Below are 24,033 nucleotides of genomic sequence, written 5' to 3' on the forward strand. Positions count from 1 at the left end.
GGCGCGCGTCGCACCCGCGCTGCGACGGCGCACCACGATGTCGCCCGAGGCCTATGCCGCGCTGCGCCACCTGCACGTCACGCTGGTGGGCGCCAGCGGCGCGCTGTTCGCGCTGCGTGCGCTCGCGGTGCTCGGCGGCGCGCGCTGGCCGCTGAGCATGTGGCTGCGCATCGCCAGCGTCGCGCTCGACACCTTGCTGTTCGCCGCCGGCGTGACGCTGTGGGTGCGGCTCGGGCTGAACCCGCTGCGCGACCACTGGCTGGGCGTCAAGCTGGTGCTGCTGGCGGTCTACGTCGTGCTCGGCGCATGGGCGTTGCGCCGCGCGCCGACGCGCCGCGCGAAGGCCGGCTGCCTCGTCGCCGCGCTGGCCGTCTTTGGCTTCATGGTCACGGTGGCGGTCACGCGCCATCCCCTGGGGCTGCTGCGGCCTTGACCGGCGTCAGCGTCGGCCGGCACGCCACAGCCGGGGCACTTCCCGCGCGCTGCGCCGCGGCGTAGACTTCCCGACCCCTGTATGGATCACCAGTATCGCAACGCGTCTGCCGATGGGGTGGACGCAGCCCGGAGCACACCCACGATGTCCAACACCGAATCGAGGCCCGCCGCGCGCAGCGCCACGCCCGCCACGCTGCCGGGCCAGCCGATCAGCACCGAGGTGCTGATCGAGAAGTACGCCAAGGACGGTGAACGCACCGTCGACGACGTGCGCGCCCGCGTCGCGCGTGCGCTCGCCGCCGCCGAGCCGCCCGAGCAGCGCGCGAAGTGGGAGCAGCGCTTCCTGCACGCGCAGCAGCGCGGCTTCATCCCGGCCGGGCGCATCGCGTCGGCCGCCGGCACCGACCTGACGGCCACGCTGATCAACTGCTTCGTGCAGCCGGTGGGCGATTCGATCGCGCACGTCGAGGACGGCCACCCCGGCATCTACACCGCGCTGACCGAGGCGGCCGAGACGATGCGCCGCGGCGGCGGCGTCGGCTACGACTTCTCGCGCATCCGCCCGAAGGGCGCGTGGGTCGGCAGCACGCGCAGCGCGGCGTCGGGGCCGGTCAGCTACATGCGCGTGTTCGACCGCAGCTGCGAGACGGTCGAGAGCGCCGGCAGCCGCCGCGGTGCGCAGATGGGCGTGCTGCGCTGCGACCACCCCGACATCGAGGCCTTCATCCACGCGAAGGACGACGGCGACCTGAAGAACTTCAACCTCTCGGTCGGCGTGACGGACGCATTCATGCACGCGGTGCTCGCCGACGGCGAGGTCGAGCTCGTCCACCGTGCCGAGCCCGGCCCGGCGCAGAAGGCCGAAGGCGCGCACCAGCGCGCCGACGGCCTGTGGGTCTACCGCAAGGTGCGCGCGCGCGAGCTGTGGGACCAGATCATGCGCTCGACCTACGACCACGCCGAGCCCGGCGTGCTGTTCCTCGACCGCATCAACGCCGACAACAACCTCGGCTACTGCGAGACGATCGCCGCGACCAACCCGTGCGCCGAGCAGCCGCTGCCGCCTTACGGCTGCTGCTGCCTCGGCTCGATCGACCTGACGCACTTCGTGCGCGACCCGTTCGAGCCGGGCGCGCGCTTCGACGAGGCCGGCTTCGGCGAGGTGGTGCGCGTGGCGGTGCGCATGCTCGACAACGTGCTCGACGTCACCGTGTGGCCGCTGCCGCAGCAGCGCGCCGAGGCGCAGGCCAAGCGCCGCGTCGGGCTGGGCTTCACGGGCCTCGGCGACGCGCTCGTGATGCTCGGGCTGCGCTACGACAGCGAGGACGCGCGTGCGATGGCGCGGCGCATCGCCGAGGTGATGCGCGACACCGCCTACGCCGCGTCGGTCGACCTCGCCGTCGAGCGCGGCGCGTTCCCGCTGTTCAACGCCGACCTGTACCTGTCGGGCGGGCGCTTCGCGTCGCGGCTGCCGGCGGCGCTGAAGGAGCGCATCCGCGCGCACGGCATCCGCAACTCGCACCTGCTGTCGATCGCGCCCACCGGCACGATCAGCCTCGCGTTCGCCGACAACGCGAGCAACGGCATCGAGCCCGCGTTCAGCTGGACCTACACGCGCAAGAAGCGCGAACCCGACGGCAGCTTCAAGGAGTACAGCGTCGAGGACCACGCGTGGCGGCTGTACCGGCACCTGAAGGGTGCCGACGCCCCGCTGACCGACGCCTTCGTCACCGCGCTCGAGATGAGCGCGAAGGACCACGCGGCGATGGTCGCCGCGGTGGCGCCGTTCATCGACACGTCGATCAGCAAGACCGTCAACGTGCCGGCCGACTACCCCTACGCCGACTTCCAGGACCTGTACCTGCAGGCCTGGCAGTCGGGGCTCAAGGGGCTGGCCACCTACCGCCCCAACGCCGTGCTCGGCGCCGTGCTCAGCGTCGACAGTGCCCCGAAGCCCGCGCCGCTCGCGGCCGAGGGCGCCGACGCGCGGCTGCGCGTCGAGCGGCTGCCCGCGCCGGTGCTGGCCTCGCTGCGCTGGCCCGGGCGGCCCGAGCTGCCCGGCGGCAACCCGGCGTGGAGCTTCATGATCCGCCACCCGCACGGCGAGTTCAGCCTGTTCGTCGGCGAACTGCCCGCCGCGCCGGGCCCCGACGGCGGGCTGTTCGGCAAGACGGTGCCGTTCGAGGTGTGGGTCAACGGCGCCGAGCAGCCGCGCGGCCTCGCGGCGATGGCCAAGACGCTGTCGATGGACATGCGCGCCAACGACGCGCAGTGGCTCAGGCTCAAGCTCGACGCGCTGGCCACCGTCGCCGAGGAGCGCGCCTTCGAGATGCCGTTCCCGCCGCACGGCGAGAAGCGGCTGTTCCCGGGCGTCGTCGCCGCCACTGCGGCCGTGATCCGCTGGCGCTGCGAGCAGCTCGGCGCGCTCGCCGAAGGTGGGCCGACGCCCGTACTCGACGCGATGTTCAGCCGCGACGAGCCGCGCACCGGCGCCGACGGCACGCTCGCGTGGGCCGTGGACATCGACAACCCCGCCACCGGCGAGGCGTTCACCGTGACGCTCAAGGAGGTGAGCCTGCCCGGCCCCGACGGCACGCGCGTCAGCCGCCCGTGCGCGATCGGCTTCTCGGGCAACTACCCGCGCGCGCTCGACGGGCTGGCGCGGCTGCTGAGCCTGGACATGCGCGTGATCGACCCGGCGTGGATCGGCATGAAGCTGAGGAAGCTGCTCAACGTCGGCGAGCCGCTCGGCCACTTCCTCGCGCCGGTGCCCGGCGAGCGCCGCCAGCAGGTGTGGCCGAGCACGGTGGCCTACCTTGCGCGGCTCGTGATCCACCGCTACGCGATGCTCGGCGTGCTCGACGAACAGGGCTTTCCGTTGCGCGAGATGGGCGTGCTCGAACGCCCGACGGCGAAGGCCACCGGCGCCGACGTCGTCCCGATGGCCGGCCGCCCGTGCCCCGAGTGCGGCAACGCGACGCTGATCCACAAGGACGGCTGCGATTTCTGCACCGCCTGCGGCTACGTCGGGCAGTGTGGCTGAGCGCAGCGGGCCCTCGCCCGGTCCACGCCCGCGCAGGCGGGCGTGGAGCCGCCGGGCTCGGCCTGCGCGGGCTCGGACGGCGCGAAGGGGTCGACCGTCCGCGGCCGTGGCCACCGTCGCGGGCGCGAGCCCGTGGCCGCGCGGCAGTGGCAGACTGCGTGTCGAGCCCACGCCGAGGATCCCCGTCATGATGAAAGCCCACCACGACCGCATCGCCATCGTCACCGGCGCCGGCAGCGGCATCGGCGCGGCCACCGCCGCCGCGCTGATCGCCGACGGTTGGCGTGTCGTCTACGCCGGCCGCCGTCTCGAGGCGTTGCAGGCCGCGATCGCCGCCGCCGGCGACCCGTGGGACGACATCGCCGAGCGCACGCTCGCCGTGCCCACCGACGTCACGCGCCCCGACTCGGTCGCCGCGCTGTTCGACGCCACGGTGCGGCGCTTCGGGCGGCTCGACCTGCTGTTCAACAACGCCGGCATCTTCCCGCGCAGTGCGTCGCTCGAAGAGTTGCCGCTCGAGCAGTGGCAGGCTGCGGTCGACACCAACCTGACCGGCGCGTTCCTGTGCACGCAGCACGCCTTCCGCGTGATGAAGGCGCAGACGCCGCGCGGCGGGCGCATCATCAACAACGGCTCGATCTCGGCGCACGCGCCGCGCCCCGGCTCGGTGGCCTACACCGCGACGAAGCACGCGATCACCGGGCTGACGAAGACGGCCGCGCTCGACGGCCGCGCCTACGACATCGCGGTCGGGCAGATCGACATCGGCAACGCCGCCACCGAGATGACGGTGGCGATGCAGCAGGGTGTGCGCCAGGCCGACGGATCGCTCAAGCCCGAGGCCGTGATGGAGGTGCAGCACGCCGCCGACGCCGTCGTGCACATGGCGCGGCTGCCGCTCGAGGCCAACGTGCTGTTCATGACGGTGATGGCCACCAAGATGCCGTTCGTCGGCAGGGGCTGAATGGCGCGCGGCGGGTTTGCGCCACGGCACTTGTGGAACCCGGGCACCGACGCTAAGGTCGCAGCATCGGATTCACACAAGGAGGACTGCATGACCGCCCTGACCGACGCCCAGCGCGACAAGATCGTCGCCGACCTGAAGCACGCGATCCACGACGCCGAGGAGCTGCTGAAGATGACCGCCGGCGAAGCCGGCAGCGAGGCCGCCGAGCTGCGCGATCGCATGCGCCTGCGCCTGCTGCAGGCCAAGGACAGCCTGCACCGCCTGCAGGAATCGGCGATCGAGCGCGCGAAGGCCGCAGGCCACAAGGCCGACGACTACGTGCACGACCACCCGTGGCAGTCGATCGGCGTCGCCGCCGGCCTCGGCCTGCTGCTCGGTGTGCTGATCGGCCGCCGCTGAACCCGCGCGCGTGACGATGGGCGACGCGAGCGCGCCACCGCCGGGGCTGTTCACGTCGCTGCGGCGGCTGCTCGGCAGCGCGGCCGAGCTCGCCGAGGTGCGGCTGGCGCTGTTCGCGACCGAGCTGCAGCAGGAGAAGCTGCGCGCGCTCGACGCGCTCGCGCTGCTGGCCGTCGCGCTGCTGGCTGCGGGCGTCGCGCTGGTGCTCTTGTCGCTGTTCGTCGTGATGCTGTTGGCCGAGCCGTACCGCGTTGCGGCGCTGGGCGTCGTCGTGCTCGTCTACGCGGCCGCCGCAGGGCTGCTGTGGCACGCGGCGCGCGCCCGCTTGGCCGAAGGTACGCCCTTCGAGGCCACGCGGGCCGAGCTGCGGCGCGACCGCGAGGCGCTGGCCGGACGCGAGACCCCTGGTGCCGGCGCGTGATGCTGTTCGCCCGCGAGCAGCTCGAGTTGCAGCAGCGGCGCGAGCGGCTGCGCCTGCGCAGTACCGAGCTGCGCGCGACGCTGGCCGAGCGCGCGCGCGCGCTCGAGCCGCCGCTGGCGCTGGCCGACCAAGTGCGCAGCGGCGTCGCGTGGCTGCGCGCGCACCCCGAGTGGCCGCTGGGCGCACTCGCCGTGCTCGTCGTGCTGCACCCGCGCCGCGCGCTGCGCTGGGGCGCGCGCGCGTGGTGGGGCTGGCGCCTGTGGCGGCACGCGCAGCGCCTGCTGCGCGCCGCCGTCGAGCCGCGCTGAGCGCGTGAAGCGCTACCAGGACCTCGTCGCCGACGCGCTGGCGCGCGTGCGCGAATGCATGCCGTGGGACCTGCATGCGCGGCTGGCGGGCGACGCGCCGCCGCTCGTGCTCGACGTGCGCGAGCCGGCCGAGTTCGATGCGCTGCACATCGCCGGTGCGCTCAACGTGCCGCGCGGCGTGCTCGAGCAGGCCTGCGAGTGGGACTTCGACACCACGGTGCCGGCGCTGGCCGGCGGGCGCGCGCGCGACATCGTCGTCGTGTGCCGCTCGGGCCACCGCTCGGTGCTCGCCGCCGACGTGATGCAGGCGATGGGCTTCGGCCACGTCGTGTCGCTGAAAACCGGCGTGCGCGGCTGGAACGACGCCGAGCTGCCGCTCGTCGACGCCGCCGGACGACCGGTGGATCCCGATGTGGCCGAGGCGCTGCTGTCGCCGCCGCTGCGCGCCGAGCAGCGGCGCCCGGTGAGGTAGCCTGCGCGCGCCAGCGTGCCGGCTACGATGCGGCGATGAACGCACCGCCGTCCGCCCCGCAGCTCGATCCACACCCCTTCGATGCCGCGACCGCGCTCGAACCCCTTGCCGAGGGCCGCTGGCGCGGCCACACGTCGCCCGCGTACGCCAACATGGTCGGCCCGTTCGGCGGCGTCACCGCGGCGACGCTGCTCGGTGCCGCGTCGCGCGACGCGCGGCGGCAGGGCGAGCCGCTCGCGCTGACCGTCAACTACGCGGGGCCGATCGCCGACGGTGCGTTCGAGGTGATTGCCGAGCCGGTGCGCACGAACCGCTCGACGCAGCACTGGCTCGTGCAGCTGCGCCAGGGCGACGCAGTGGCCGCCACCGCCACCGTGGTGTTCGCGACGCGGCGCGAGACCTGGTCGGCCGTCGAGGCGGGGTTCCCCGCGGCGCCGCCGCCGGCGTCGCTCGCGCGCATGGCGCCGCTCGAGCGGGCGCGCTGGACCTCGGCGTACGAGATGCGCTTCGTCAAGGGGGCGCTCGAGTTCGAACGCCCCGCCGCCGACCCCGACGCCGAGAGCCTGCTGTGGGTGCGCGACGCGCCGCCGCGCCCGCTCGACTTCCTGTCGCTGGCCGCGCTCGCCGACGTGTTCTTCCCGCGCATCTTCGTGCGCCGCCCGACATGGGTGCCGATCGGCACCGTGTCGATGACGGTGTACTTCCACGCCGACGCCGCGACGCTGGCGGCGATCGGCGACGCGCACCTGCTGGCGCACGCGAGCGCGCACCGCTTCCGCAACGGCTACTTCGACCAGGCGGCGCAGCTGTGGGGTGCCGATGGCGAGCTGCTGGCGGTCAGCCACCAGATCGTCTACTACCGCGAGTGAGCGTCGCGTTCGTCAGCGCGCCGCGGGCAGCTCGAGCGGCTCGCCGCCGGCCAGTGCCGACAGGCAGCGCAGGCACAGACAGCCGCTGAAGCGCACGCGCAGCTGCATCAGCAGCGCGTCGTCGAGCTGCAGCGTCGTGCACGCGCACGGCGCGTCGTCGTGCACGCCGCAGTGGAACGGCGCGCCGCAGCGCGGGCAGGTGTCGCTGGGGGCGTCGGGCGTCGTCACGCGGGGGTGAACAGGCCGCGGTGCGCGTCGCGCAGCACGTTCTTCTGCACCTTGCCCATCTGGTTGCGCGGCAGCTCGGGCACGACGACGACGCGCTTGGGCACCTTGTAGCCGGCGATCTTCGTCTTCAGCGTCGCGACGATGCCGTCGGGGTCGAGCGCGGCGCCGGGCCGCGGCACGACGACGGCGACGACGCCCTCGCCGAAGTCGGGGTGCGGCACGCCGATCACGGCGCTCTCGGCGACGCCGGGCAGCTCGTTGATCAGCGCCTCGACCTCGGCCGGATAGACGTTGTAGCCGCCGGTGATCACGAGGTCCTTGCTGCGCCCGACGATCGTCACGTAGCCGTCGGCGTCGATCTTGCCGACGTCGCCGGTCTTGAACCACAGGTCGTCGGTGAAGTCGTCGGCCGTCTTCTCGGGCATGCGCCAGTAGCCCTTGAACACGTTCGGGCCCTTGACCTCGATGTGGCCGACCTCGCCGGTGGGCACCGGCCGGCCCTTGTCGTCGCGGATGCGCAGCTGCACGCCCGGCAGCGGGAAGCCCACCGTGCCGCCGCGGCGCGCCGACTCGGGGCGGTACGGGTTCGACGTCAGCATCACCGTCTCGCTCATGCCGTAGCGCTCGAGGATCGTGTGCCCGGTGCGCTCGCGCCACGCGTTGAAGGTCTCGATCAGCAGCGGCGCCGAGCCGCTGACGAACAGCCGCATGTGCGCGCACTGTTCGCGCGTGAGCGCGCTCTCGCCGAGCATGCGCACGTACAGCGTCGGCACGCCCATGAACACGGTCGCGTCGGGCAGGCGCGCGACGACGGCCTTCGGGTCGAAGCGGCCGAACCAGATCATCGGGCTGCCGTTGAGCAGCGCGCCGTGGATCGCGACGAACAGGCCGTGCACGTGGAAGATCGGCAGCGCGTGGATCAGCACGTCGCCCGGCTGCCATCCCCAGTAGTCTTTCAGCACGCGCGCGTTGCTGCGCAGGTTCTCGTGCGTCAGCATCGCGCCCTTGCTGCGCCCGGTGGTGCCGCTGGTGTAGATGATCACCGCGAGGTCGTCGGCTTGTGCGACGGCCGGCTCGTGCGTGTCGGGCTGCGACGCGGCGCGGTCGAGCAGCGTGCCGCTGCGGTCGTCGTCGAGCGTGTAGACGTGCTTGACGCCGGCGTTGAACGCGATGCGGCTGACCCAGCCGAAGTTGCGCTTCGCGCAGACCACGACGGCCGGCTCGGCGTTGCCGACGAAGTACTCGATCTCGCCGGCCTGGTACGCGGTGTTCAGCGGCAAGTAGACGTGGCCGGCGCGCAGCACCGCGAGGTACAGCATCATCGCCTCGACGCTCTTGTCGACCTGCGCGGCGATGCGGCTGCCCGGCGGCAGCCCGAGCGACGCGAGCAGGTTGGCGAGCATCGCGGTGCCGCGCTCGAGGTCGCGCCACGTGTAGTACAGCGGCTGCGGCGTGTCGGCCGTCTCGACGGCGATGGCGTCGAGGTCGGCGGGGAACGCGGCGCGCAGCGTGCCGAACAGGTTGTCGTTCTTCATTTCAGACATCTATCGTGTCGATGCGGCACTTGCATGGCATGTCGCAGCACACTCAAGCGGCCGCCGCGGATCCGGCTTCGCCGGTCCGCCGGCGGGCCTTGCAGGCCGCGCCGGGCCTTGCACTCCGGCCGCTCGCCACGCACGAAAGGTCCGCCGGACCTTTCGTGTCGGGGCTCGCCCCCCTCGAGGGGGCGGCCGAAGGCCGTAGGGGGTGGTCCATCAGAACTTGGGTTCGCGCTTTTCGAGGAACGCGGCGATCCCCTCGCGGTGCTCGCGGCTGTCGGCGAAGGCGAAGAAGCGGTCGCGCAGCTCGGCGTTCGTGCCCCCTTGCGCGATCTGGCGCAGCACCTGCTTGTTCAGCGCGAGCGCCTGCGGCGACAGTGCCGCGACGCGCTCGGCGAGCCGCCGCGCCTGGGCGAGCACCGCGTCGTCGTCGACGACGTGCTGCACGACGCCGCGCCGCTGCGCCTCGGCCGCGTCGAGCAGGCGCGCCTCGAGCAGCAGCTCGCGCACCAGCGGCAGCCCGAGCCGCTCGGCAAGGATCTCGGCCTCGCGCGGTGCGACCGGAAAGCCCAGCCGCGCGACCGGAATGCCGAAGCGCGCGCCGCGGCCGGCCACGCGCAGGTCGCAGCACGCGGCGATCTCGAGCCCGCCGCCGACGCACGGCCCCTCGATCGCGGCGACCAGCGGCACGTCGACGTCGAGCATCGCGCGCAGCGCCGGCGCCACCAGGCTGTCGTGGTAGCTGCGCAGCGACTCCTCGTCGAAACGGAAGCGCGGAAACTCCTCGATGTCGGCACCGGCGACGAAGGCGCCGTCCGCACCGTGCACGACGACGACGCGCGGCGCCGGCGCCTGCGCCTTCAGCGCCTCGAAGACGCTGCGCAGCTCGCTCCACATCGCCACCGACAGCGCGTTGAGTTTTCCGGGGTGCGCGATCTCGACGCGCGCGATGCCCTGCGCGTCGGCGGCGTGGTAGCGGATCTGGCCGGTCATCGCTGGCATTCCAAGGTCGACCGCGGTGTGCTCCGGGTGCGGCGCTGCGCGTTCATGTGCAGGCCGCGGGTCCAAGCGGCCGCCGTGGATCCGGCTTCGCCGGTCCGCTGGCGGCGCCCCCTCGAGGGGGAGGCGCCGAAGGCGCTACGGGGGTGGTTCATCAATCGAGCTTTGCGCCCGAGGACTTGACGACCTCGGCCCAGCGCTTGACCTCGCTGGCGACGAAGGCGCCGAAGGCGTCGCCCCACAGGTTCGGCGTCTCGGTGCCGAGCTGGGTCCACTGCGCGCGCAGCTCGTCGGACTCGAGCGCCTTGCGCATCTCGGCCTGCATGCGCTCGATCGCCTCGCGCGGCGTGCCCTTCGGCGCCCAGATGCCGTACCAGGTCGCGACCTTGTAGGTCGGCACGCCGCCTTCGGCCGCGGTCGGCAGGTCCGGGAAGCCCGGCGCGCGCTTGTCGGCGGCCACGGCGATGGCCCGGATGCGCCCGGCCTTGATGTGCGCCGCGCTCGAACCGAGGCCGTCGAACATCATGTCGACCTGGCCGGCGACGAGGTCCTGCAGCGCCGGGCCGGCGCCGCGGTACGGGATGTGCGTGATGAAGGTCTTCGTCTGCAGCTTGAACAGCTCGCCGGCCAGGTGGTGCGAGGTGCCGTTGCCTGCCGACGCGTAGTTCAGCTTGCCCGGGTTCTTGCGGATGAACTCGAGCAGCTGCGGCAGCGTCGTCGCCGCGACCTTCTGCGGGTTCACGACGATGACCTGCGGCACGCTCGAGACCAGGCCGACGGGCACGAAGTCGGTCAGGATGTCGTAGTCGAGCTTCGGGTACATGCTCGGCGCGATCGCGTGGTGCACCGCGCCCATGAAGAACGTGTAGCCGTCGGGCGCGGCCTTGGCCGCCACCGACGCGCCGAGCGTGCCGCCGGCGCCGCCCTTGTTGTCGATCACGAACTGGCGGCCGGTGTTCTTCGTGATGGCGGCGAACAGCGGGCGCGCGAAGGCGTCGGTGCCGCCGCCGGGCGGGAACGGCACGACGATCGTCACCGGCTTGGTCGGCCAGCCCTGCGCGAACGCGGCGGGGGCCGCGGCGACGGCGCCGAGCGCCGCGGCGGCGAGCAGCTGGCGGCGGGACAGGGCGAGGCGGTGGCGGGTCATGGCGTCTCCTTCGTTCGGGGTCGGGGGTGTGATCAGACGAGCGATGCGACGGCGCTCGCCGCGGCGATGCGCCCGCGCGTGAACGCCTCGTGGCGGGCCTCGACGCGGTCGAGGTCGTACAGGTAGTTGACCATCATCGCGAACGACTGCTTCGCACCGCGCCGCGACAGGTCGGCGAGCGGGTTCAGGCGTTCGAGCCGCGCGCCGTTGTCGAGGTGGAAGCGCGCCACCGGGTCGCCCTGCGGCGTCGGCGTGCGGTGCAGCAGGTAGACCGCGGTCAGCCGCTTCAGCGCGTCGGTCGCGTCGGCGTCGAGCGCACGCAGCGCCGCGGCCGTCTGCAGCCGCGACCAGTCGCCGCCGCACGCGCGTTCGAGCGTGCGCCGCGCCTGCCGCGCGCGCTCGGCCGCGGCGGGCGCGAGGCGCGGCAGCGCGGCGAAGTCGTCGCCGCTGGCGATCCACGCCGCGAGCCCCGGGATCGGCGATAGCGTGCAGAACGTGCGCAGCTGCGGCAGCTCGCGCTGCAGCGCCTCGGCGACGCGCTTGATCAGGAAGTTGCCGAGCGAGACGCCGCGCAGCCCCGGCTCGCAGTTGCTGATCGAGTAGAACGCGGCGACCTTGAAGCGCGACGGCTCGAGCGGCGTCGTCACCGTCTTGTCGATCAGCGGCGCGATCGCTGCCGGCATCTCGGCCAGCAGCGCGACTTCGACGAAGATCAGCGGCTCGTCGGGCAGCCGCGGGTGGAAGAACGCGAAGCAGCGGCGGTCGGGCAGCAGGCGGCGGCGCAGGTCGTCCCAGCCGTCGATCTCGTGCACCGCCTCGTGCTCGATCAGCCGCTCGAGCAGGCGCGCCGGCGAGTTCCAGTCGACGCGGCGCAGCTCGAGGAAGCCGGGGTTGAACCAGCTCGACAGCAGGTGCAGCAGGTCGGCCTCGACGGCGGCGAGCGACGGGTCCTTCGGCAGCCGCGCGAGCAGCGCGCGGCGCATCCGCACGATGGCTGCGGTGCCGCCGGGGGCGCGGTTCAGGCGCCGCAGCAGCTCCTGCCGCGGCGGCTCCGCCGCCTGCGTCAGGCGCTGCAGGGTCGCCGGGCCCGGGTCGGCGGCGTAGGCCTGCGCCGCGGCGAGCACCGCCTGCGGGTCGGGGTTGTAGTCGCGCGCGAGGTGCGCGAAGAACGCCGCCTGGCCGGCGTCGTCGAGCGTGGCGTGGCGCTGCAAGATCTCGCGCGCGAGCGCGACGCTGTTGCCCTCGCCGCGCTCCGACAGCAGGCGCCGGCAGTCGTCGCGCAGCCGGCGCACGTTGTGCTCGGTGCTCAGGCGGCGGGCGGCGTTCTTCAGCTCGTCGAACATCGGGGGCGGCCGGAGGTCGTGCCGGGGCGGTGCGCAGGCGCGGTCGTGCAAAGCGGCGATTGTGTCGCCAGCGCGCGTGCGCTGCGCGCGCGGACAAACACCGAGGGGGCCGCTACAGTCGGGTCCATCGTTCCACCGCGTCGTCGCCGATGCCGATTCCGTTCGCCTACGCCGCCATCGCACTGAAGACGCTGCACGTGCTCGCCGTCGTGCTGTGGGTCGGCGGCATGGCGTTCGCGCACTTCTTCCTGCGCCCGGCGGTGGCCGCGCTCGAGCCGCCGCAGCGCGTCGCACTGATGCACGACGTGCTCGGGCGTTTCTTCGCCGCCGTGCTCGTCGCGGTGGTCGTCGTGCTCGCCAGCGGGCTGTCGCTGATCGGCATCGCGCACGCCGGCGGCGGTCACATGCCGTGGCCGTGGACCGTGATGACGGTGCTCGGCGTCGTGATGGTGGCGATCTTCGGCCACATCCGCTTCGCGCTGTACCCGCGGTTGCGGCGCGCGGTGGCCGCCCGCGACTGGCCGGCCGGCGGCGCGGCGCTGGCCAGGATCCGCACGTGGGTCGGCGTCAACCTCACGCTCGGCGTCACGATCCTCGTCGTCGTCGGCTTCGTCTGACGCGCCGGCCGGCGCGGCCGCAGCGCACGCTCAGGCCGGCGCGTGCGTCGGCGGCACGGCGGATGCGGCCGGCGGCGCGTGCTCGGCCGGCTCGTGGCGGCGGTCCATCCACCAGTCGGTGAACATCGCCGCGCCCCACATCGCGAACAGCGTGATCCACGCCGTCAGCGTGAACACCGCCGCGCCCGAGACGCCGGCACCGACCGCGCAGCCGCCGGCGAGCATGCCGCCGAAGCCCATCAGCACGGCGCCGGCGATGTAGCGCCGCATCGCCGGGCCGCCCTGGAAGCCCTCGAGCTTGAGCTCACCGGCGAGCGCCGCCGCGATGAACGAGCCGATGAACACGCCGGGCACGAGGCCGATGTCGAACTTCAGCGGCTGACCGGGCGGTGACAGCACGAGCAGCAGCACGTCCGACGCCGGCCCGGTGAAGCTCAGGCTCTGCACGCCGATCACCATGTCGAACGCCTGGCGCGAGATTGCGTAGGTCGCGAGCCACGCGATGGCCACCATCGCGCCGACGCCGATGCCGCCGGCCCAGCCCCAGAACGGCACGCGCTGCTTGCGCGCCCAGAAGATCGCGGCGGCCAGCCACACGCCGGCGAACGCCAGTGCGCCCCCGTGGCCGATACCGGTGATCGCGATCAGGTCGCGCGACGCGCCGCCTTCGACGGTCCACAGCTCGGCCAGCCACAGCCGCAGCGGCGACAGGATGCCGCCGAGCGACGCGGTCGCGACGACGGCGAAGATCAGTCCCGACAGCAGCGAGCGCAGGTTGCCCTGGGCGGCGAGCACGAGCAGGCGGCTCGAGCAGCCGCGCGCGAGGATCATCCCGGCGCCGAACATCGCGCCGCCGATCAGCGCGCCCGAGATGCTGCCGCGACCGGCGAGCTGGCGCGCCGTCGAGACGTCGAGCCAGCCGAGCAGGATGAACGCCTGCGTGAGCCCGACCGCGGTCGCGAACGCGAACAGCCACACCGTGAGCTTGCCGCCGGTCGTGTTGCGCGCGAACTCGATCACCGCCGAGCGCAGGCAGAAGCGCGACTTCTGCGCGAAGAAGCCGAACAGCACGCCGATCGCGAGGCCGGCGAGCGTGATCGTCCACATCTCGCCGACGCGCTCCATCAGGGCGGCCAGCAGGTCGGCAGGGCTCATCACGGTGGTTGCAGGTGGGTCAGACACGCGGCGCCGGCGGGCAGCCGCTCAAGGCCTGACGGCGATGATCCGCGCCGGGCCGGCGCGCCACATTGATCGCGGTCAACGCCGAAGCGATTGGCGACGCGAAGGGGTGGGGGTATCGGCGGGCGGGGCGCTCAGCGGCGACCGAACATCATCTGCCGCGCGAACAGCGACTTCAGCGGCCGCACCGCCTGCAGCGCCGCGAGCGCCGCGCCGCGCGCGGCGGCCACGCCAGGCCAGGTCCACGTGAAGCTGCGCGCGAGGAAGTCGGTGACGGCAATCGTGCTCCAGCGGTCGGGCGCGCGCGCCCACTCGACGTGCGCCAGCGCGCGGTCGATCGCACCGGTGTCGGCGACGTCGCGCAGCGCCTGCACCAGCGTGTAGGCGTCGCGCAGCCCCAGGTTCAGCCCCTGGCCGGCCACCGGGTGCAGCGTCTGCGCCGCGTTGCCGATGCGCACCGTGCGACCGTCGACGAGCGTGCGCTCGGCGTTCAGGCCGAGCGGGAAGGCCTTCAGCGGCGACAGCGCGACGAGGCGGCCGGCGGCGGCGGGCAGCAGGCTGTTGACGACGGCCACGCGCTGCGCGTCGGTCAGCTCGCGCACCGGGTCGTCGTCGCTGCCGACGCACCACACCATCGCCGCGCGGCGCGCACCGTCGGCGCCGCCGGGCAGCGGCAGCAGCGCGAGCGGCCCGGCGCGCGTGAAGCGCTCGAACGCGACGCCTTCGGGCGCGCCGTCCATCGTCGCGGTGCCGACCCACGCCGTCTGGCGGTAGTCGTGCGACAGCGCCTTGCGCGCCTGCTGCGCGAACACGCCGCCCTCGGCGACGACGGCGGCGTCGAAGCGCTCGGCGATGCCGGCGTCGACCTCAACGCCGCCGGCCGCCGCGTCGAGCGGCTTGATCGCGGCCACCGGCGTGCCGAAGCGCGTGACCAGCCGCTGCGGCTCGCGCTGCGCGTGCGCGAACCACGCCGCCTGCATCGGCGCGACCAGGGTGCCGTACGGCAGCACGGCGCCGAGCATCGGCACCGCCTCGTCGGCGGCGCGGATGCGCACCTCGGCCGCGCGCGCGTCGCCCCACGGCAGGGTCAGCGTCGGCGGGGCCTGCGACACGTGCACCTCGACGATCGGCTGCGCTGCGGCGGCCGGCCAGGCGCCGAGCCGGCGCAGCAGCTGCACGCTGCCCAGCGACAGCGCGATCGTGCGCGGGTCGCGCGCGACGTCGTGTTCGACGCTGCGCGCGTCGAACAGCGAGACGTGCCAGCGCGGCAGCGCCTGCGCCGCGCGCAGCGCCAGCGCCAGCCCCGCGGGGCCGGCGCCGATCACGGCCAGCCGCAGCGGGGCGTCGGCCAGGCGGGGCTGCAGTGTCATGGACGCATTGTCGAGTCGTGCGGGCAACGACACCGGCACGGCCTTCAGTCGCCCGCGGCGTCGAGTTCGGCCAGTCGCTCGGGCGTGCCGACGTCGGTCCAGCGCCCGGCGTGGCGCTCGGCGCCGAGGCGGCGGCGGTCGATCGCGGCCTCGAGGTAGGGGCGCAGCGGCGCCTTCGTGCCGGCGGGCAGCGTGGCCATCAGTTCGTCGACGAACGCGTGTCGGAACAGGCCGATGCTGCTCCAGGTCAGCCGCGGCCGTGCGTCGCGGTCGGCCAGACCGTCGCGGATGCCGAAGTCGCCCTGCGGGTGGTGCGGCGGGTTGTCGACCAGCCACAGCCGCGCCCACTGGCCGCTCGCGACGACGTCGTCGACGAGCGCTGCGTCGAAGCCGAAGTCGGGCACGTGCACGTCGCCCGAGACGACCCAGAACGGGTCCGACAGCCACTGCCGCGCCTTCTTCATGCCGCCGGCGGTCTCGAGCGCGCCGCCGTGGTCGCGCCCTTCCATCGAGTAGCGGATCGACAGGCCCCAGCGCGCGCCGTCGCCGAGCTCGGCCGGGAACTGCTCCTCGAGCCACGCCGTGTTGATGACGACCTCGCGCACGCCGGCGCGCGCGAGCGCCTCGAGATGCCACTCGATCAGCCGCTTGCCGCGCACGCGCAGCAGCGGCTTGGGCGTGGCGTCGGTCAGCGGGCGCATGCGCTCGCCACGGCCGGCGGCCAGGATCAGCGCAGCGGGCGGCGGCGTCGACACGCCGTCAGTGTAGGGGCGCCGTCAGCCCAGCCCGATCGGCGCCGGGGCGTGGTTGACGATGCGCTGGAACAGCGGGCGGAACTCGTCGCTCGGCTCGTGGCCGGTGAGCGGGTCGCGGTTGGCGGCGAACGCGGCGTCGAGCTCGGCCCAGTCGGCCTCGGTCAGCGTGCGCCGCGCCGCCGGCAGCACCTCGTGCTCCTCGAGCGCCATGTGTTGCAGGTAGAAGTCGAGGTAGCGCGCCAGCGCCTGCTCGAACGCGTCACGGCGGCTCTCGCCCATCACCTCGAATGCGAGCAGCGCGTGCTCGAGGTCGCGGATCGCCTTCTCGCCGCGCGCGTGGTCGGCGTCGAGCCGCTCGAGCACCGGCGCGATCTCGGGCGCACGCGCGCGCAGCTTCGGGAACAGCAGCTCGCTCTCCTTCGGGTGGTGCCGCCGCTCGGGAAACTCGTCGACGTAGAACAGCATCGCGCGCAGCACGTCGAAGTCGGGCAGGCGCTGCTCGCGTCGTGCCTGCGCGAGCAGCAGGCTCATCGAACGCAGCATCGCCGACAGCGCCTGGTGCTCCTGTTCGATCACGGTCAGCGTCAGGGGTCGCATCGTCGCTCTCCGTTGCCGGGCCTCCGGCAGCGGGTGCAGCATCGCACGGCCCGGCGCGCGAGGATTGAGCCATGTCAAGCCCGATGCGGCCGCGCGGCCGCACGATGCGGGCCTTGCGCGCCGCCGTGCTGCGGCCGGTCGACCCGGGGCGCGCTCCTAGAATCCGGCTTTTCCCGCATCCGCCGTCGGCCCGCCGCCCATGTCTTCCGTCCTCGACCCCTCCCGCGTGGCCGCGGCCACCGACAAGCTGATGGCCGACGCGATCCGCGTGCTGGCGATGGACGCCGTGCAGCAGGCGCACTCGGGCCACCCCGGCGCGCCGATGGGCATGGCCGAGATCGCCGTCGCGCTGTGGGGCCGGCACCTGAAGCACAACCCGCTCGACCCGCAGTGGGCCGACCGCGACCGCTTCGTGCTGTCCAACGGCCACGGCTCGATGCTGCTGTACGCGCTGCTGCACCTCACGGGCTACGACCTGCCGATGAGCGAGCTGCGCCACTTCCGCCAGCTGCACAGCAAGACGCCGGGGCACCCCGAGGTCGGCGTCACGCCCGGCGTCGAGACGACGACCGGCCCGCTCGGCCAGGGGCTGGCCAATGCGGTGGGCATGGCGCTGGCCGAGAAGCTGCTCGCCGCCGAGTTCAACCGTCCCGGGCACGACATCGTCGACCACCGCACCTGGGTCTTCGTCGGCGACGGCTGCCTGATGGAAGGCATCAGCCACGAGGCCTGCGCGCTGGCCGGCGCGTGGAAGCTCGACAAGCTGGCCGTGATCTACGACGACAACGGCATCAGCATCGACGGGCCGGTCGCGCCGTGGTACGTCGACGACGTCGCGCTGCGCTTCGCCGGCTATGGCTGGCGCGTGATCGGCCCGGTCGACGGCCACGACGTCGACGCGATGGACGCTGCGATCGCCGAGGCCAAGACGCCGTGCGGCAAGCCGACGCTGATCGTCGCGAAGACGACGATCGGCAAGGGTTCGCCGAACCGCGCCGGCAGCGCGAAGGTGCACGGCGAGGCGCTCGGTGCCGACGAGGTCAGGCTCACGCGCGAGGCGCTGGGCTGGCCGCACGAGCCGTTCGTGATCCCCGAGGCGGTCTACGAGGCCTGGGACGCCAAGGCGCGCGGCGCGGCGGTGCAGACCGCGTGGGAGCAGCGCTTCGTCGCCTACCGCGCCGCACACCCCGAACTGGCCGACGAGTTCGAGCGCCGCATGGCCGGGCGGCTGCCGGCGAACTTCGCGCAGGTCGCCGTCGACGCGGCGGTGGCCGCGCACACGAAGGCCGAGACGGTGGCCACGCGCAAGGCGAGCCAGATCGCGCTCGAGGCGTTCACGAAGGCGCTGCCCGAGCTGCTCGGCGGCAGCGCCGACCTGACCGGCTCGAACCTGACGAACACGTCGAGCACGCCGGCGCTGCGCTTCGACGCCGACGGCCGGCCCAACGGCGGGCGCCACATCAACTACGGCGTGCGCGAGTTCGGCATGGCCGCCGTGATGAACGGTGTCGCGCTGCACGGCGGCTACATCCCGTATGGCGGCACGTTCCTGACGTTCAGCGACTACAGCCGCAACGCGATTCGCATGGCCGCGCTGATGAAGCAACGCGTGATCCACGTCTTCACGCACGACAGCATCGGGCTGGGCGAGGACGGGCCGACACACCAGAGCGTCGAGCACGCGGCGAGCCTGCGGCTGATCCCGAACCTCGACGTCTGGCGCCCGGCCGACACCGCCGAGACCGTCATCGCGTGGACGATGGCGCTGGGCAACGCGACGCGCCCGAGCGCGCTGCTGCTGTCGCGCCAGAACCTGCCGTACGCGCCGAAGGCCGGCCTCGACGACATCGCCAAGGGTGCCTACGTGCTCGCCGAGCCGAGCGAGGTGGGCCTGCGCAGGAAGGCGCAGGCGGTGATCGTGGCCACCGGCAGCGAGGTGCAGCTCGCGCTGCACGCGCAGCAGCTGCTCGCCAACGAGCACGGCATCGCGGTGCGCGTCGTCAGCATGCCCAGCACGACGGTGTTCGACCGCCAGAGCGTGGACTACAAGACGGCCGTGCTGCCGCCCAAACTGCCGCGCGTCGCGGTGGAGGCCGGCGTGACCGACTTCTGGTGGAAGTACGGCTGCGCCGCGGTCGTCGGCATCGACACCTACGGCGAGAGCGCGCCGGCCGCCGCGCTGTTCGAGCACTTCCACTTCACCGCGCGCAACGTCGCCGACACGGTGCGTCAGGTTCTGTCCCAGTGATCACCGCCACCCCTCGTCAACCAGGAGACCCGTCATGACCATCCGCGTAGGCATCAACGGCTTCGGCCGCATCGGGCGCATGGTGTTCCGCGCCGCCGTCAAGCACTTCCCCGACATCGAGGTCGTCGGCATCAACGACCTGCTCGAGCCCGACTACCTCGCGTACATGCTGAAGTACGACTCGGTGCACGGGCGCTTCCAGGGCGAAGTGGCCGTCGACGGCTCGACGCTGATCGTCAATGGCAAGAAGATCCGCCTGACCGCGGTGAAGGACCCGGCGCAGCTCGCCTGGGGCGACGTCGGCGCGGACGTCGTCGTCGAGTCCACCGGCCTGTTCCTGACGCTCGACACCTGCCAGAAGCACCTCGACGCCGGCGCGAAGAAGGTCATCCAGAGCGCGCCCTCGAAGGACGACACGCCGATGTTCGTCTACGGCGTCAATCACGACACCTACGCCGGGCAGGCCATCGTCTCGAACGCGTCGTGCACGACGAACTGCCTCGCGCCGGTGGCCAAGGTGCTCAACGACCACTTCGGCGTCAAGCGCGGCCTGATGACGACGGTGCACGCCGCCACCGCGACGCAGAAGACGGTCGACGGCCCGAGCAACAAGGACTGGCGCGGCGGCCGCGGCATCCTCGAGAACATCATTCCGAGCAGCACCGGCGCCGCGAAGGCGGTGGGCAAGGTGATCCCGGCGCTGAACAAGAAGCTCACCGGCATGGCGTTCCGCGTGCCGACCTCCGACGTCTCGGTCGTCGACCTGACCGTCGAGCTGAACAAGGAGACGACGTACGAGGCGATCTGCGCGGCGATGAAGGCCGCCAGCGAGGGCCCGATGAAGGGCGTGCTCGGCTACACCGAGGACAAGGTCGTCGCCACTGACTTCCGCGGCGAGACCTGCCCGAGCGTGTTCGACGCCGAGGCCGGCATCATGCTCGACCCGACCTTCGTCAAGGTCGTCTCGTGGTACGACAACGAGTACGGCTACTCGTGCAACCTGCTGAACATGGTGCGCGTGATCGGGCGCTGAGCGCGTCGCTCTCGTGTGAAGAGGGCCGCCGCGAGGCGGCCCTCGCCGTTTGCGGCGTGGCGCACGGTGACGCCGCCGGAACGCGCCGCCGGCTGTCACGCGCAGCGGTCACAATCGGGCGACCGTGCGGCCGCTGTCCCCGATGTCCGTCCCCTCCCGCCGTCGATCCGCGCTCGCGGCGCTGTCGCTGCTGGTCGCGCTGTCGGGCTGCGCACACGAGATGCCACCGTCGCCGCGCCTCGTGCTGACCGCCGCCGTCGGCGCGCCGCAGGGCGACGCGCTGCGCGCGGCCGTCGCGGCGCGTGCCGGCGTGCCGGTCACGGTGTGGGCGCCGGTCGACGCGCGCACCGTCGGGCTGCGGCTCGACTGCCACGGCAACGCGTGCGCCGCCGCGATCGAGCGCCTGCGCGCCGACCGTGCCCTGGTGGCCGACCTGCGGCTCGACGAGCGCCAGCGCGTGCCGCCGCCACCGCCGCCCGGCACCGCGCGTTGACCGGCCCACGACCCCGACGGCCCAGCAGCAAGGGAACCCGACGATGCGCAGATGGATTTTCACGACGTGGGTCGCGGTGCTCGCGTGCGTCCTCGCGGCGATGACCGCGACGGCGGCCGAGCGCGGCCCGTCGCGGCCACTGCCGGCGCCGCGCGCCGAACCGGCGCCGCTGGCACGCGTGATCGTGCGCTTCCGGGACGACGTGGTGCTCGAGGGCGAGCGCGTCGCGCGCGCCGGCGTCTTCGCGCCGCTGCGCATGGCACGCGCGCTCGGCGAGCGCCACGGCTTCGTGCTTGCCGACGGGCCGAGCCCGGCGCCGCGCACGCAGGTCGTGTTCGCGCGTGACATGCCGGCCGACGTGCTGGCGGCCCGCCTGCGCGCCGACCCGCTCGTCGCGTGGGCCGAGGTCGACGAGCGCCAGCGCATCGCGCAGACCACGGCGGCGCCGGACGATCCGCTGTACGCCGACGGGCAGCCGTCGCCGATGCCGGCGGTCGGCCAGTGGTACTTGCGGGCGCCGAACGCGACCGAGGTCGCGGCGATCGACGCACCGGCCGCGTGGGTGCGCACGCAGGGGGCCGATGGCATCGTCGTCGCCGTGATCGACACGGGTGTGCGCTTCGACCATCCGGATCTGGCCGGCAAGCTGCTGCCGGGGTACGACTTCGTCTCGCCCGACAGCATCGGCGTGTTCCTCACCGCCAACGACGGCGACGGCTGGGATCCCGATGCGAGCGACCCGGGCGACTGGATCACAACCGACGAGAACGCGAGCGGCTTCTTTGCCGGGTGCGGCGTCTCCAACAGCAGCTGGCACGGCACCCAGACCGCGGGCCTCGTCGGCGCACTGACCGACAACGCAGTCGGGATGGCCGGCACGGGCTGGCGCCTGAAGGTGCTGCCGGTGCGCGCGCTCGGCAAGTGCGGCGGCTACGTGTCGGACATCGCGGCGGCGATCCGCTGGGCGGCGGGCTTGCCGGTCGACGGTGTGCCGACGAACCCGAACCCGGCGCGTGTGATCAACCTGAGCCTCGGCTCCGCGAACCGGTGCAGCAGCACCTACCAGAGCGCGATCGATGAAGTGCGCGCGATCGGTGTCGTCGTCGTCGCGGCCGCTGGCAACGAAGGCGTCGCGGTGAACCAGCCGGCCAACTGCCGCGGCGTCATCGCGGTAGCGGGCGTGCGCCACGTCGGCACCAAGGTCGGCTACTCGAACCTCGGCCCCGAGGTCGCGCTGGCGGCGCCGGCGGGCAACTGCGTCAACCTGTCTGGCGAGTGCCTCTACCCGCTGGTGACCACCTCGAACGACGGCACCACCGTGCCCAGGGATCCGACGTACACCAGCGCCGGTGCGGACGCGACGATCGGCACCAGCTTCGCGTCGCCGCTGGTCGCGGCGACGGCGGGTCTGATGCTGTCGGTGCAGCCGCAGCTGCGCCCGAGCACGGTCGGCGACCGGCTCAGGGCGAGCGCGCGGCCGTTCCCCTTCGACCCCACGCTGCCGACGTGCACGGTGCCGAGCGGTTTCGACGACGTGCCGCAGCTCGAGTGCAACTGCACGACGACGACCTGCGGCGCTGGCCTGCTCGACGCCGGTGCCGCGGTCGCGCTCGCCCTCGAGCCGCAGGTCTCGAGCGGAGGGGGCGGCGCAGCGCACCCGGGGTGGCTGCTCGGCCTCGTCGCGGCGACGTGGCTCTTGCGCCGACAAGGTCGGCGCGCGGCCGCCGCCGACCCGGCCGCCGACTGAGGGCCTCGCGGCGGGGTCTTGCCCGCCGCGGCCGGTCAGGGCGTGCGCGCGGCCGGGGCTGCGCCGTTGCCCGGTGCCGACGCGGCCGGCTCCGAGGCCGCGTCGGCCACGCCCGAGGCCGGCTCGGACGCGGCCTCGGCCGCCAGCGACGCTGTTTCCGGCACGATGCGCACCGCCTCGGCATTGACCTGCCGCTGCAGCCGCTGCGGCTCGCGCGGGCCGTCGGTGGAGACGCCCAGCGGCGCCGGCAGCCAGCCGGCGTTCCACGCGTACAGCGCGATGTTGACGAGCAGCAGCAACAGCACGAGCCAGCGCATCATGTCGGCGCTCCGTCGTGCGGCCGCACGCGGACTTCGCCGCTGCTGATCTCGTGCACGTGGCCGTCGGTCGCGCGCACGCGCAGCGCGCCTGTGGCGGTCACGCCGAGCGCGATGCCCTGCGGCACCGCGGGCGACGCCGTCGTCACCGGCCGGTCGCGCAGCAGGTCGCGGCGTGCAAAGCCTTCGGCGAAGGCGGCGAAACCCTCGCGCTCGTAGCGCACCAGCGCCTGCGCGAGCGGCACCGCGACGCAGTGCAGCGCCGCAGGCACGGTGAGGCCGGCGTCGAGTTCTTGCAGACACGCGTAGCCGGTGTCGAGCCCGTCGAGGGTCTGCGGCGCCACGTTGAGCCCCACGCCGATCACGGCCATGCGCAGCCGGCCGACGGCCACCGTCTCGATCAGGATGCCGCCGAGCTTGCGGCCGCGCCCGGGCGCGTCGAGCAGCCACAAGTCGTTGGGCCACTTGAGGCCGATGCGCGGCGCGGTGCCGGGCGCCGGCGGATCGAGCGCGTCGGCCAGCGCGACGCCGACCGCCAGCGACAGCCCCGACCAGTCGGCCGGCGCCAGCGGCAGTGCGAGCGAGAACGTCAGCGACGCGCCGCGCGCCGACTGCCACGGCCGTCCGTGCCGACCGCGCCCCTGCATCTGGTCCTCGGCGACGAGCAGGCAGGGCTGCGTGTCGACGGCGCGGCGGCCGAGCGGTGGCGTCGCGCCGTCGGCGGCATCGGCCAGCGCGCCCGGTGCCGTGACCGGCTGGTCGGGCCAGCCGCTCGACGCGCGCGCGCGTTCGACGAGCACGGTGTTGGTCGAGTCGCAGCGTGCGATGACCTCGACCGAGATGCCCGGCAGCACGGCCCACAGCCGCTCCCACAGCGACTCGACGTCCCAGGCGTTCACGCCGGTGGCGGACAGCGGACCCTCACGCATGGCGGCGCGTGCAGGGCGCTCAGCGCTTGGGCGCCAGCATCGTGCCGCGACAGCGCGGCTGGCCGCAGTGGCAGGCGAACTGCTTCTTGACCTTCGGCGTGTGGCGGCCCTCGAGCATCAGCCGGTAGTCGTAGAACAGTTCCTCGCCGGGCGCGATGTCGCGCAGCGCCTTGACGAACACGCGACCGTCGACTTCGTCGGCCTCGCAGTTCGGCTCGCACGCGTGGTTGATCCAGCGCGCCGCGTTGCCGCGCCGTGAGCCGTCGATCACGCGGCCGTCGTCGATGTGGAAATAGAACGTGTGGTCGGGGTTCGACGGGTCGTGCGGGTGGCGGCGCACCGCCTCCTTCCACGAGATGACCTCGCCCTTGTACTCGATGATCGTCGTGCCGGCCGGGATCGGGCGCAGCGCGAACACACCCTTGCCGTGCACGCCCGAGCGCCGCACCTGGATGCGCCGCCCGCCCGGCCGCGCGTCGGTGCGGCCGGCGTCGTGGTGGACGGCGCGGCGCAGTGCAGGGCCGGCGCCGTCGGGTTGCGGGGTCTTCTTCATTCGGTACATTGATTCCATGGGCGCGC

25 protein-coding genes are annotated in these 24,033 nt (G+C 73.4%); 13 read left to right on the plus strand and 12 right to left on the minus strand.

Features of this window, described 5'->3' with window-relative positions; genetic code table 11:
* The first annotated feature begins 37 nt into the window (after positions 1 to 37).
* The 8 genes from DRV96_RS06445 to DRV96_RS06480 all read left to right on the plus strand — a co-directional run bounded on the left by DRV96_RS06445 (position 38) and on the right by DRV96_RS06480 (position 6,914).
* On the plus strand, positions 38 to 433 hold the full coding sequence (locus tag DRV96_RS06445) for a SirB2 family protein (protein WP_119289050.1): 396 nt from the start codon (positions 38 to 40) through the stop codon (positions 431 to 433).
* A 144-nt stretch (positions 434 to 577) separates the two neighbouring features.
* Positions 578 to 3,478 carry an adenosylcobalamin-dependent ribonucleoside-diphosphate reductase gene (locus tag DRV96_RS06450; protein WP_119289052.1) on the plus strand — a complete coding sequence of 967 codons (2,901 nt, stop codon included), beginning with the start codon at positions 578 to 580 and terminating at the stop codon, positions 3,476 to 3,478.
* A gap of 187 nt (positions 3,479 to 3,665) precedes the next feature.
* On the plus strand, positions 3,666 to 4,442 hold the full coding sequence (locus DRV96_RS06455; protein ID WP_419187036.1) for an SDR family oxidoreductase: 777 nt from the start codon (positions 3,666 to 3,668) through the stop codon (positions 4,440 to 4,442).
* A gap of 90 nt (positions 4,443 to 4,532) precedes the next feature.
* Entirely contained in the window at positions 4,533 to 4,844 is a 312-nt protein-coding gene (locus tag DRV96_RS06460) for an ElaB/YgaM/YqjD family protein (RefSeq protein WP_119289054.1), read from the plus strand.
* Between the two features lie 16 nt (positions 4,845 to 4,860).
* The gene (locus DRV96_RS06465; RefSeq protein WP_119289057.1) at positions 4,861 to 5,265 is read left to right on the plus strand and encodes a phage holin family protein; all 405 of its coding nucleotides are present in this window, start codon (positions 4,861 to 4,863) and stop codon (positions 5,263 to 5,265) included.
* On the plus strand, positions 5,265 to 5,573 hold the full coding sequence (locus DRV96_RS06470) for a YqjK-like family protein (protein WP_119289059.1): 309 nt from the start codon (positions 5,265 to 5,267) through the stop codon (positions 5,571 to 5,573). Before DRV96_RS06465 ends, DRV96_RS06470 begins: the two co-directional genes overlap by 1 nt.
* Positions 5,574 to 5,577: 4 nt before the next feature.
* Entirely contained in the window at positions 5,578 to 6,045 is a 468-nt protein-coding gene (locus DRV96_RS06475; protein ID WP_119289062.1) for a rhodanese-like domain-containing protein, read from the plus strand.
* A 35-nt stretch (positions 6,046 to 6,080) separates the two neighbouring features.
* The gene (locus DRV96_RS06480) at positions 6,081 to 6,914 is read left to right on the plus strand and encodes an acyl-CoA thioesterase (RefSeq protein WP_119289064.1); all 834 of its coding nucleotides are present in this window, start codon (positions 6,081 to 6,083) and stop codon (positions 6,912 to 6,914) included.
* 12 nt (positions 6,915 to 6,926) lie between these two features.
* Here the strand turns inward: DRV96_RS06480 and DRV96_RS06485 are convergent, their stop codons facing one another.
* The 5 genes from DRV96_RS06485 to DRV96_RS06505 form a co-directional block, all read right to left on the minus strand.
* Positions 6,927 to 7,142 carry a cysteine-rich CWC family protein gene (locus DRV96_RS06485; protein ID WP_119289067.1) on the minus strand — a complete coding sequence of 72 codons (216 nt, stop codon included), beginning with the start codon at positions 7,140 to 7,142 and terminating at the stop codon, positions 6,927 to 6,929.
* Positions 7,139 to 8,677, minus strand: a complete 1,539-nt coding sequence (locus tag DRV96_RS06490) for a malonate--CoA ligase (protein ID WP_119289069.1) — start codon at positions 8,675 to 8,677, stop codon at positions 7,139 to 7,141. The genes DRV96_RS06485 and DRV96_RS06490 overlap by 4 nt, the downstream gene beginning before the upstream one ends.
* Positions 8,678 to 8,896: 219 nt before the next feature.
* Positions 8,897 to 9,673 (minus strand): enoyl-CoA hydratase/isomerase family protein, encoded by a 777-nt coding sequence (locus DRV96_RS06495; RefSeq protein WP_119289071.1) that lies wholly within the window; start codon positions 9,671 to 9,673, stop codon positions 8,897 to 8,899.
* Between the two features lie 160 nt (positions 9,674 to 9,833).
* Entirely contained in the window at positions 9,834 to 10,826 is a 993-nt protein-coding gene (locus DRV96_RS06500; protein WP_119289072.1) for a Bug family tripartite tricarboxylate transporter substrate binding protein, read from the minus strand.
* Between the two features lie 32 nt (positions 10,827 to 10,858).
* Positions 10,859 to 12,169 carry a malonyl-CoA decarboxylase domain-containing protein gene (locus DRV96_RS06505; RefSeq protein ID WP_119289075.1) on the minus strand — a complete coding sequence of 437 codons (1,311 nt, stop codon included), beginning with the start codon at positions 12,167 to 12,169 and terminating at the stop codon, positions 10,859 to 10,861.
* Between the two features lie 149 nt (positions 12,170 to 12,318).
* On the opposite strand from DRV96_RS06505, the gene DRV96_RS06510 reads away from it, so the two are divergent.
* Complete coding sequence (locus DRV96_RS06510; protein WP_119289077.1) at positions 12,319 to 12,786, plus strand: CopD family protein; 468 nt, start codon at positions 12,319 to 12,321, stop codon at positions 12,784 to 12,786.
* Between the two features lie 30 nt (positions 12,787 to 12,816).
* Here DRV96_RS06510 and DRV96_RS06515 read toward each other — a convergent pair whose 3' ends face one another.
* The 4 genes from DRV96_RS06515 to DRV96_RS06530 form a co-directional block, all read right to left on the minus strand.
* Positions 12,817 to 13,941, minus strand: a complete 1,125-nt coding sequence (locus DRV96_RS06515) for a YeeE/YedE family protein (RefSeq protein ID WP_119289080.1) — start codon at positions 13,939 to 13,941, stop codon at positions 12,817 to 12,819.
* A 158-nt stretch (positions 13,942 to 14,099) separates the two neighbouring features.
* Positions 14,100 to 15,335 carry an FAD-dependent monooxygenase gene (locus DRV96_RS06520; RefSeq protein ID WP_119289082.1) on the minus strand — a complete coding sequence of 412 codons (1,236 nt, stop codon included), beginning with the start codon at positions 15,333 to 15,335 and terminating at the stop codon, positions 14,100 to 14,102.
* 44 nt (positions 15,336 to 15,379) lie between these two features.
* Positions 15,380 to 16,090: an N-acetylmuramate alpha-1-phosphate uridylyltransferase MurU gene (gene murU, locus DRV96_RS06525; protein WP_259371655.1), complete on the minus strand. Its 711-nt coding sequence runs from the start codon at positions 16,088 to 16,090 to the stop codon at positions 15,380 to 15,382.
* 21 nt (positions 16,091 to 16,111) lie between these two features.
* The gene (locus DRV96_RS06530) at positions 16,112 to 16,687 is read right to left on the minus strand and encodes a hemerythrin domain-containing protein (protein WP_119289084.1); all 576 of its coding nucleotides are present in this window, start codon (positions 16,685 to 16,687) and stop codon (positions 16,112 to 16,114) included.
* A gap of 199 nt (positions 16,688 to 16,886) precedes the next feature.
* Here DRV96_RS06530 and tkt point away from each other — a divergent pair, with 199 nt between their 5' ends.
* The 4 genes from tkt to DRV96_RS06550 all read left to right on the plus strand — a co-directional run bounded on the left by tkt (position 16,887) and on the right by DRV96_RS06550 (position 22,208).
* A complete protein-coding gene (gene tkt / locus DRV96_RS06535; protein ID WP_235823308.1) occupies positions 16,887 to 18,935 on the plus strand; it encodes a transketolase in 2,049 nt (682 codons plus the stop codon).
* 34 nt (positions 18,936 to 18,969) lie between these two features.
* Positions 18,970 to 19,968 (plus strand): type I glyceraldehyde-3-phosphate dehydrogenase, encoded by a 999-nt coding sequence (gap, locus tag DRV96_RS06540; RefSeq protein WP_119289086.1) that lies wholly within the window; start codon positions 18,970 to 18,972, stop codon positions 19,966 to 19,968.
* 142 nt (positions 19,969 to 20,110) lie between these two features.
* Positions 20,111 to 20,461 carry a hypothetical protein gene (locus DRV96_RS06545; RefSeq protein ID WP_119289088.1) on the plus strand — a complete coding sequence of 117 codons (351 nt, stop codon included), beginning with the start codon at positions 20,111 to 20,113 and terminating at the stop codon, positions 20,459 to 20,461.
* 43 nt (positions 20,462 to 20,504) lie between these two features.
* Complete coding sequence (locus DRV96_RS06550; RefSeq protein ID WP_119289090.1) at positions 20,505 to 22,208, plus strand: S8 family peptidase; 1,704 nt, start codon at positions 20,505 to 20,507, stop codon at positions 22,206 to 22,208.
* 35 nt (positions 22,209 to 22,243) lie between these two features.
* Here the strand turns inward: DRV96_RS06550 and DRV96_RS06555 are convergent, their stop codons facing one another.
* The 3 genes from DRV96_RS06555 to DRV96_RS06565 are packed head-to-tail and all read right to left on the minus strand — an operon-like array spanning position 22,244 to position 24,007.
* Complete coding sequence (locus DRV96_RS06555) at positions 22,244 to 22,528, minus strand: hypothetical protein (protein WP_119289092.1); 285 nt, start codon at positions 22,526 to 22,528, stop codon at positions 22,244 to 22,246.
* Complete coding sequence (locus DRV96_RS06560) at positions 22,525 to 23,454, minus strand: biotin--[acetyl-CoA-carboxylase] ligase (RefSeq protein WP_119289094.1); 930 nt, start codon at positions 23,452 to 23,454, stop codon at positions 22,525 to 22,527. Before DRV96_RS06560 ends, DRV96_RS06555 begins: the two co-directional genes overlap by 4 nt.
* Before the next feature lie 19 nt (positions 23,455 to 23,473).
* A complete protein-coding gene (locus DRV96_RS06565) occupies positions 23,474 to 24,007 on the minus strand; it encodes an SET domain-containing protein (RefSeq protein ID WP_119289096.1) in 534 nt (177 codons plus the stop codon).
* Positions 24,008 to 24,033 lie beyond the last annotated feature (26 nt).

The organism is Azohydromonas sediminis (assembly GCF_003574675.1).
Lineage (GTDB): Bacteria > Pseudomonadota > Gammaproteobacteria > Burkholderiales > Burkholderiaceae_C > Calidifontimicrobium > Calidifontimicrobium sediminis.

Coding starts and splice junctions, on each gene's coding strand:
- DRV96_RS06445 (WP_119289050.1), top strand. CDS start 38: ATGTCGCCCGAGGCCTATGCCGCGCTGCGCCACCTGCACGTCACGCTG.
- DRV96_RS06450 (WP_119289052.1), top strand. CDS start 578: ATGTCCAACACCGAATCGAGGCCCGCCGCGCGCAGCGCCACGCCCGCC.
- DRV96_RS06455 (WP_419187036.1), top strand. CDS start 3,666: ATGATGAAAGCCCACCACGACCGCATCGCCATCGTCACCGGCGCCGGC.
- DRV96_RS06460 (WP_119289054.1), top strand. CDS start 4,533: ATGACCGCCCTGACCGACGCCCAGCGCGACAAGATCGTCGCCGACCTG.
- DRV96_RS06465 (WP_119289057.1), top strand. CDS start 4,861: ATGGGCGACGCGAGCGCGCCACCGCCGGGGCTGTTCACGTCGCTGCGG.
- DRV96_RS06470 (WP_119289059.1), top strand. CDS start 5,265: ATGCTGTTCGCCCGCGAGCAGCTCGAGTTGCAGCAGCGGCGCGAGCGG.
- DRV96_RS06480 (WP_119289064.1), top strand. CDS start 6,081: ATGAACGCACCGCCGTCCGCCCCGCAGCTCGATCCACACCCCTTCGAT.
- DRV96_RS06490 (WP_119289069.1), bottom strand. CDS start 8,677: ATGAAGAACGACAACCTGTTCGGCACGCTGCGCGCCGCGTTCCCCGCC.
- DRV96_RS06495 (WP_119289071.1), bottom strand. CDS start 9,673: ATGACCGGCCAGATCCGCTACCACGCCGCCGACGCGCAGGGCATCGCG.
- DRV96_RS06500 (WP_119289072.1), bottom strand. CDS start 10,826: ATGACCCGCCACCGCCTCGCCCTGTCCCGCCGCCAGCTGCTCGCCGCC.
- DRV96_RS06505 (WP_119289075.1), bottom strand. CDS start 12,169: ATGTTCGACGAGCTGAAGAACGCCGCCCGCCGCCTGAGCACCGAGCAC.
- DRV96_RS06510 (WP_119289077.1), top strand. CDS start 12,319: ATGCCGATTCCGTTCGCCTACGCCGCCATCGCACTGAAGACGCTGCAC.
- DRV96_RS06515 (WP_119289080.1), bottom strand. CDS start 13,941: ATGAGCCCTGCCGACCTGCTGGCCGCCCTGATGGAGCGCGTCGGCGAG.
- DRV96_RS06520 (WP_119289082.1), bottom strand. CDS start 15,335: ATGACACTGCAGCCCCGCCTGGCCGACGCCCCGCTGCGGCTGGCCGTG.
- DRV96_RS06530 (WP_119289084.1), bottom strand. CDS start 16,687: ATGCGACCCCTGACGCTGACCGTGATCGAACAGGAGCACCAGGCGCTG.
- tkt (WP_235823308.1), top strand. CDS start 16,887: ATGTCTTCCGTCCTCGACCCCTCCCGCGTGGCCGCGGCCACCGACAAG.
- gap (WP_119289086.1), top strand. CDS start 18,970: ATGACCATCCGCGTAGGCATCAACGGCTTCGGCCGCATCGGGCGCATG.
- DRV96_RS06545 (WP_119289088.1), top strand. CDS start 20,111: ATGTCCGTCCCCTCCCGCCGTCGATCCGCGCTCGCGGCGCTGTCGCTG.
- DRV96_RS06550 (WP_119289090.1), top strand. CDS start 20,505: ATGCGCAGATGGATTTTCACGACGTGGGTCGCGGTGCTCGCGTGCGTC.
- DRV96_RS06555 (WP_119289092.1), bottom strand. CDS start 22,528: ATGATGCGCTGGCTCGTGCTGTTGCTGCTGCTCGTCAACATCGCGCTG.
- DRV96_RS06560 (WP_119289094.1), bottom strand. CDS start 23,454: ATGCGTGAGGGTCCGCTGTCCGCCACCGGCGTGAACGCCTGGGACGTC.
- DRV96_RS06565 (WP_119289096.1), bottom strand. CDS start 24,007: ATGAAGAAGACCCCGCAACCCGACGGCGCCGGCCCTGCACTGCGCCGC.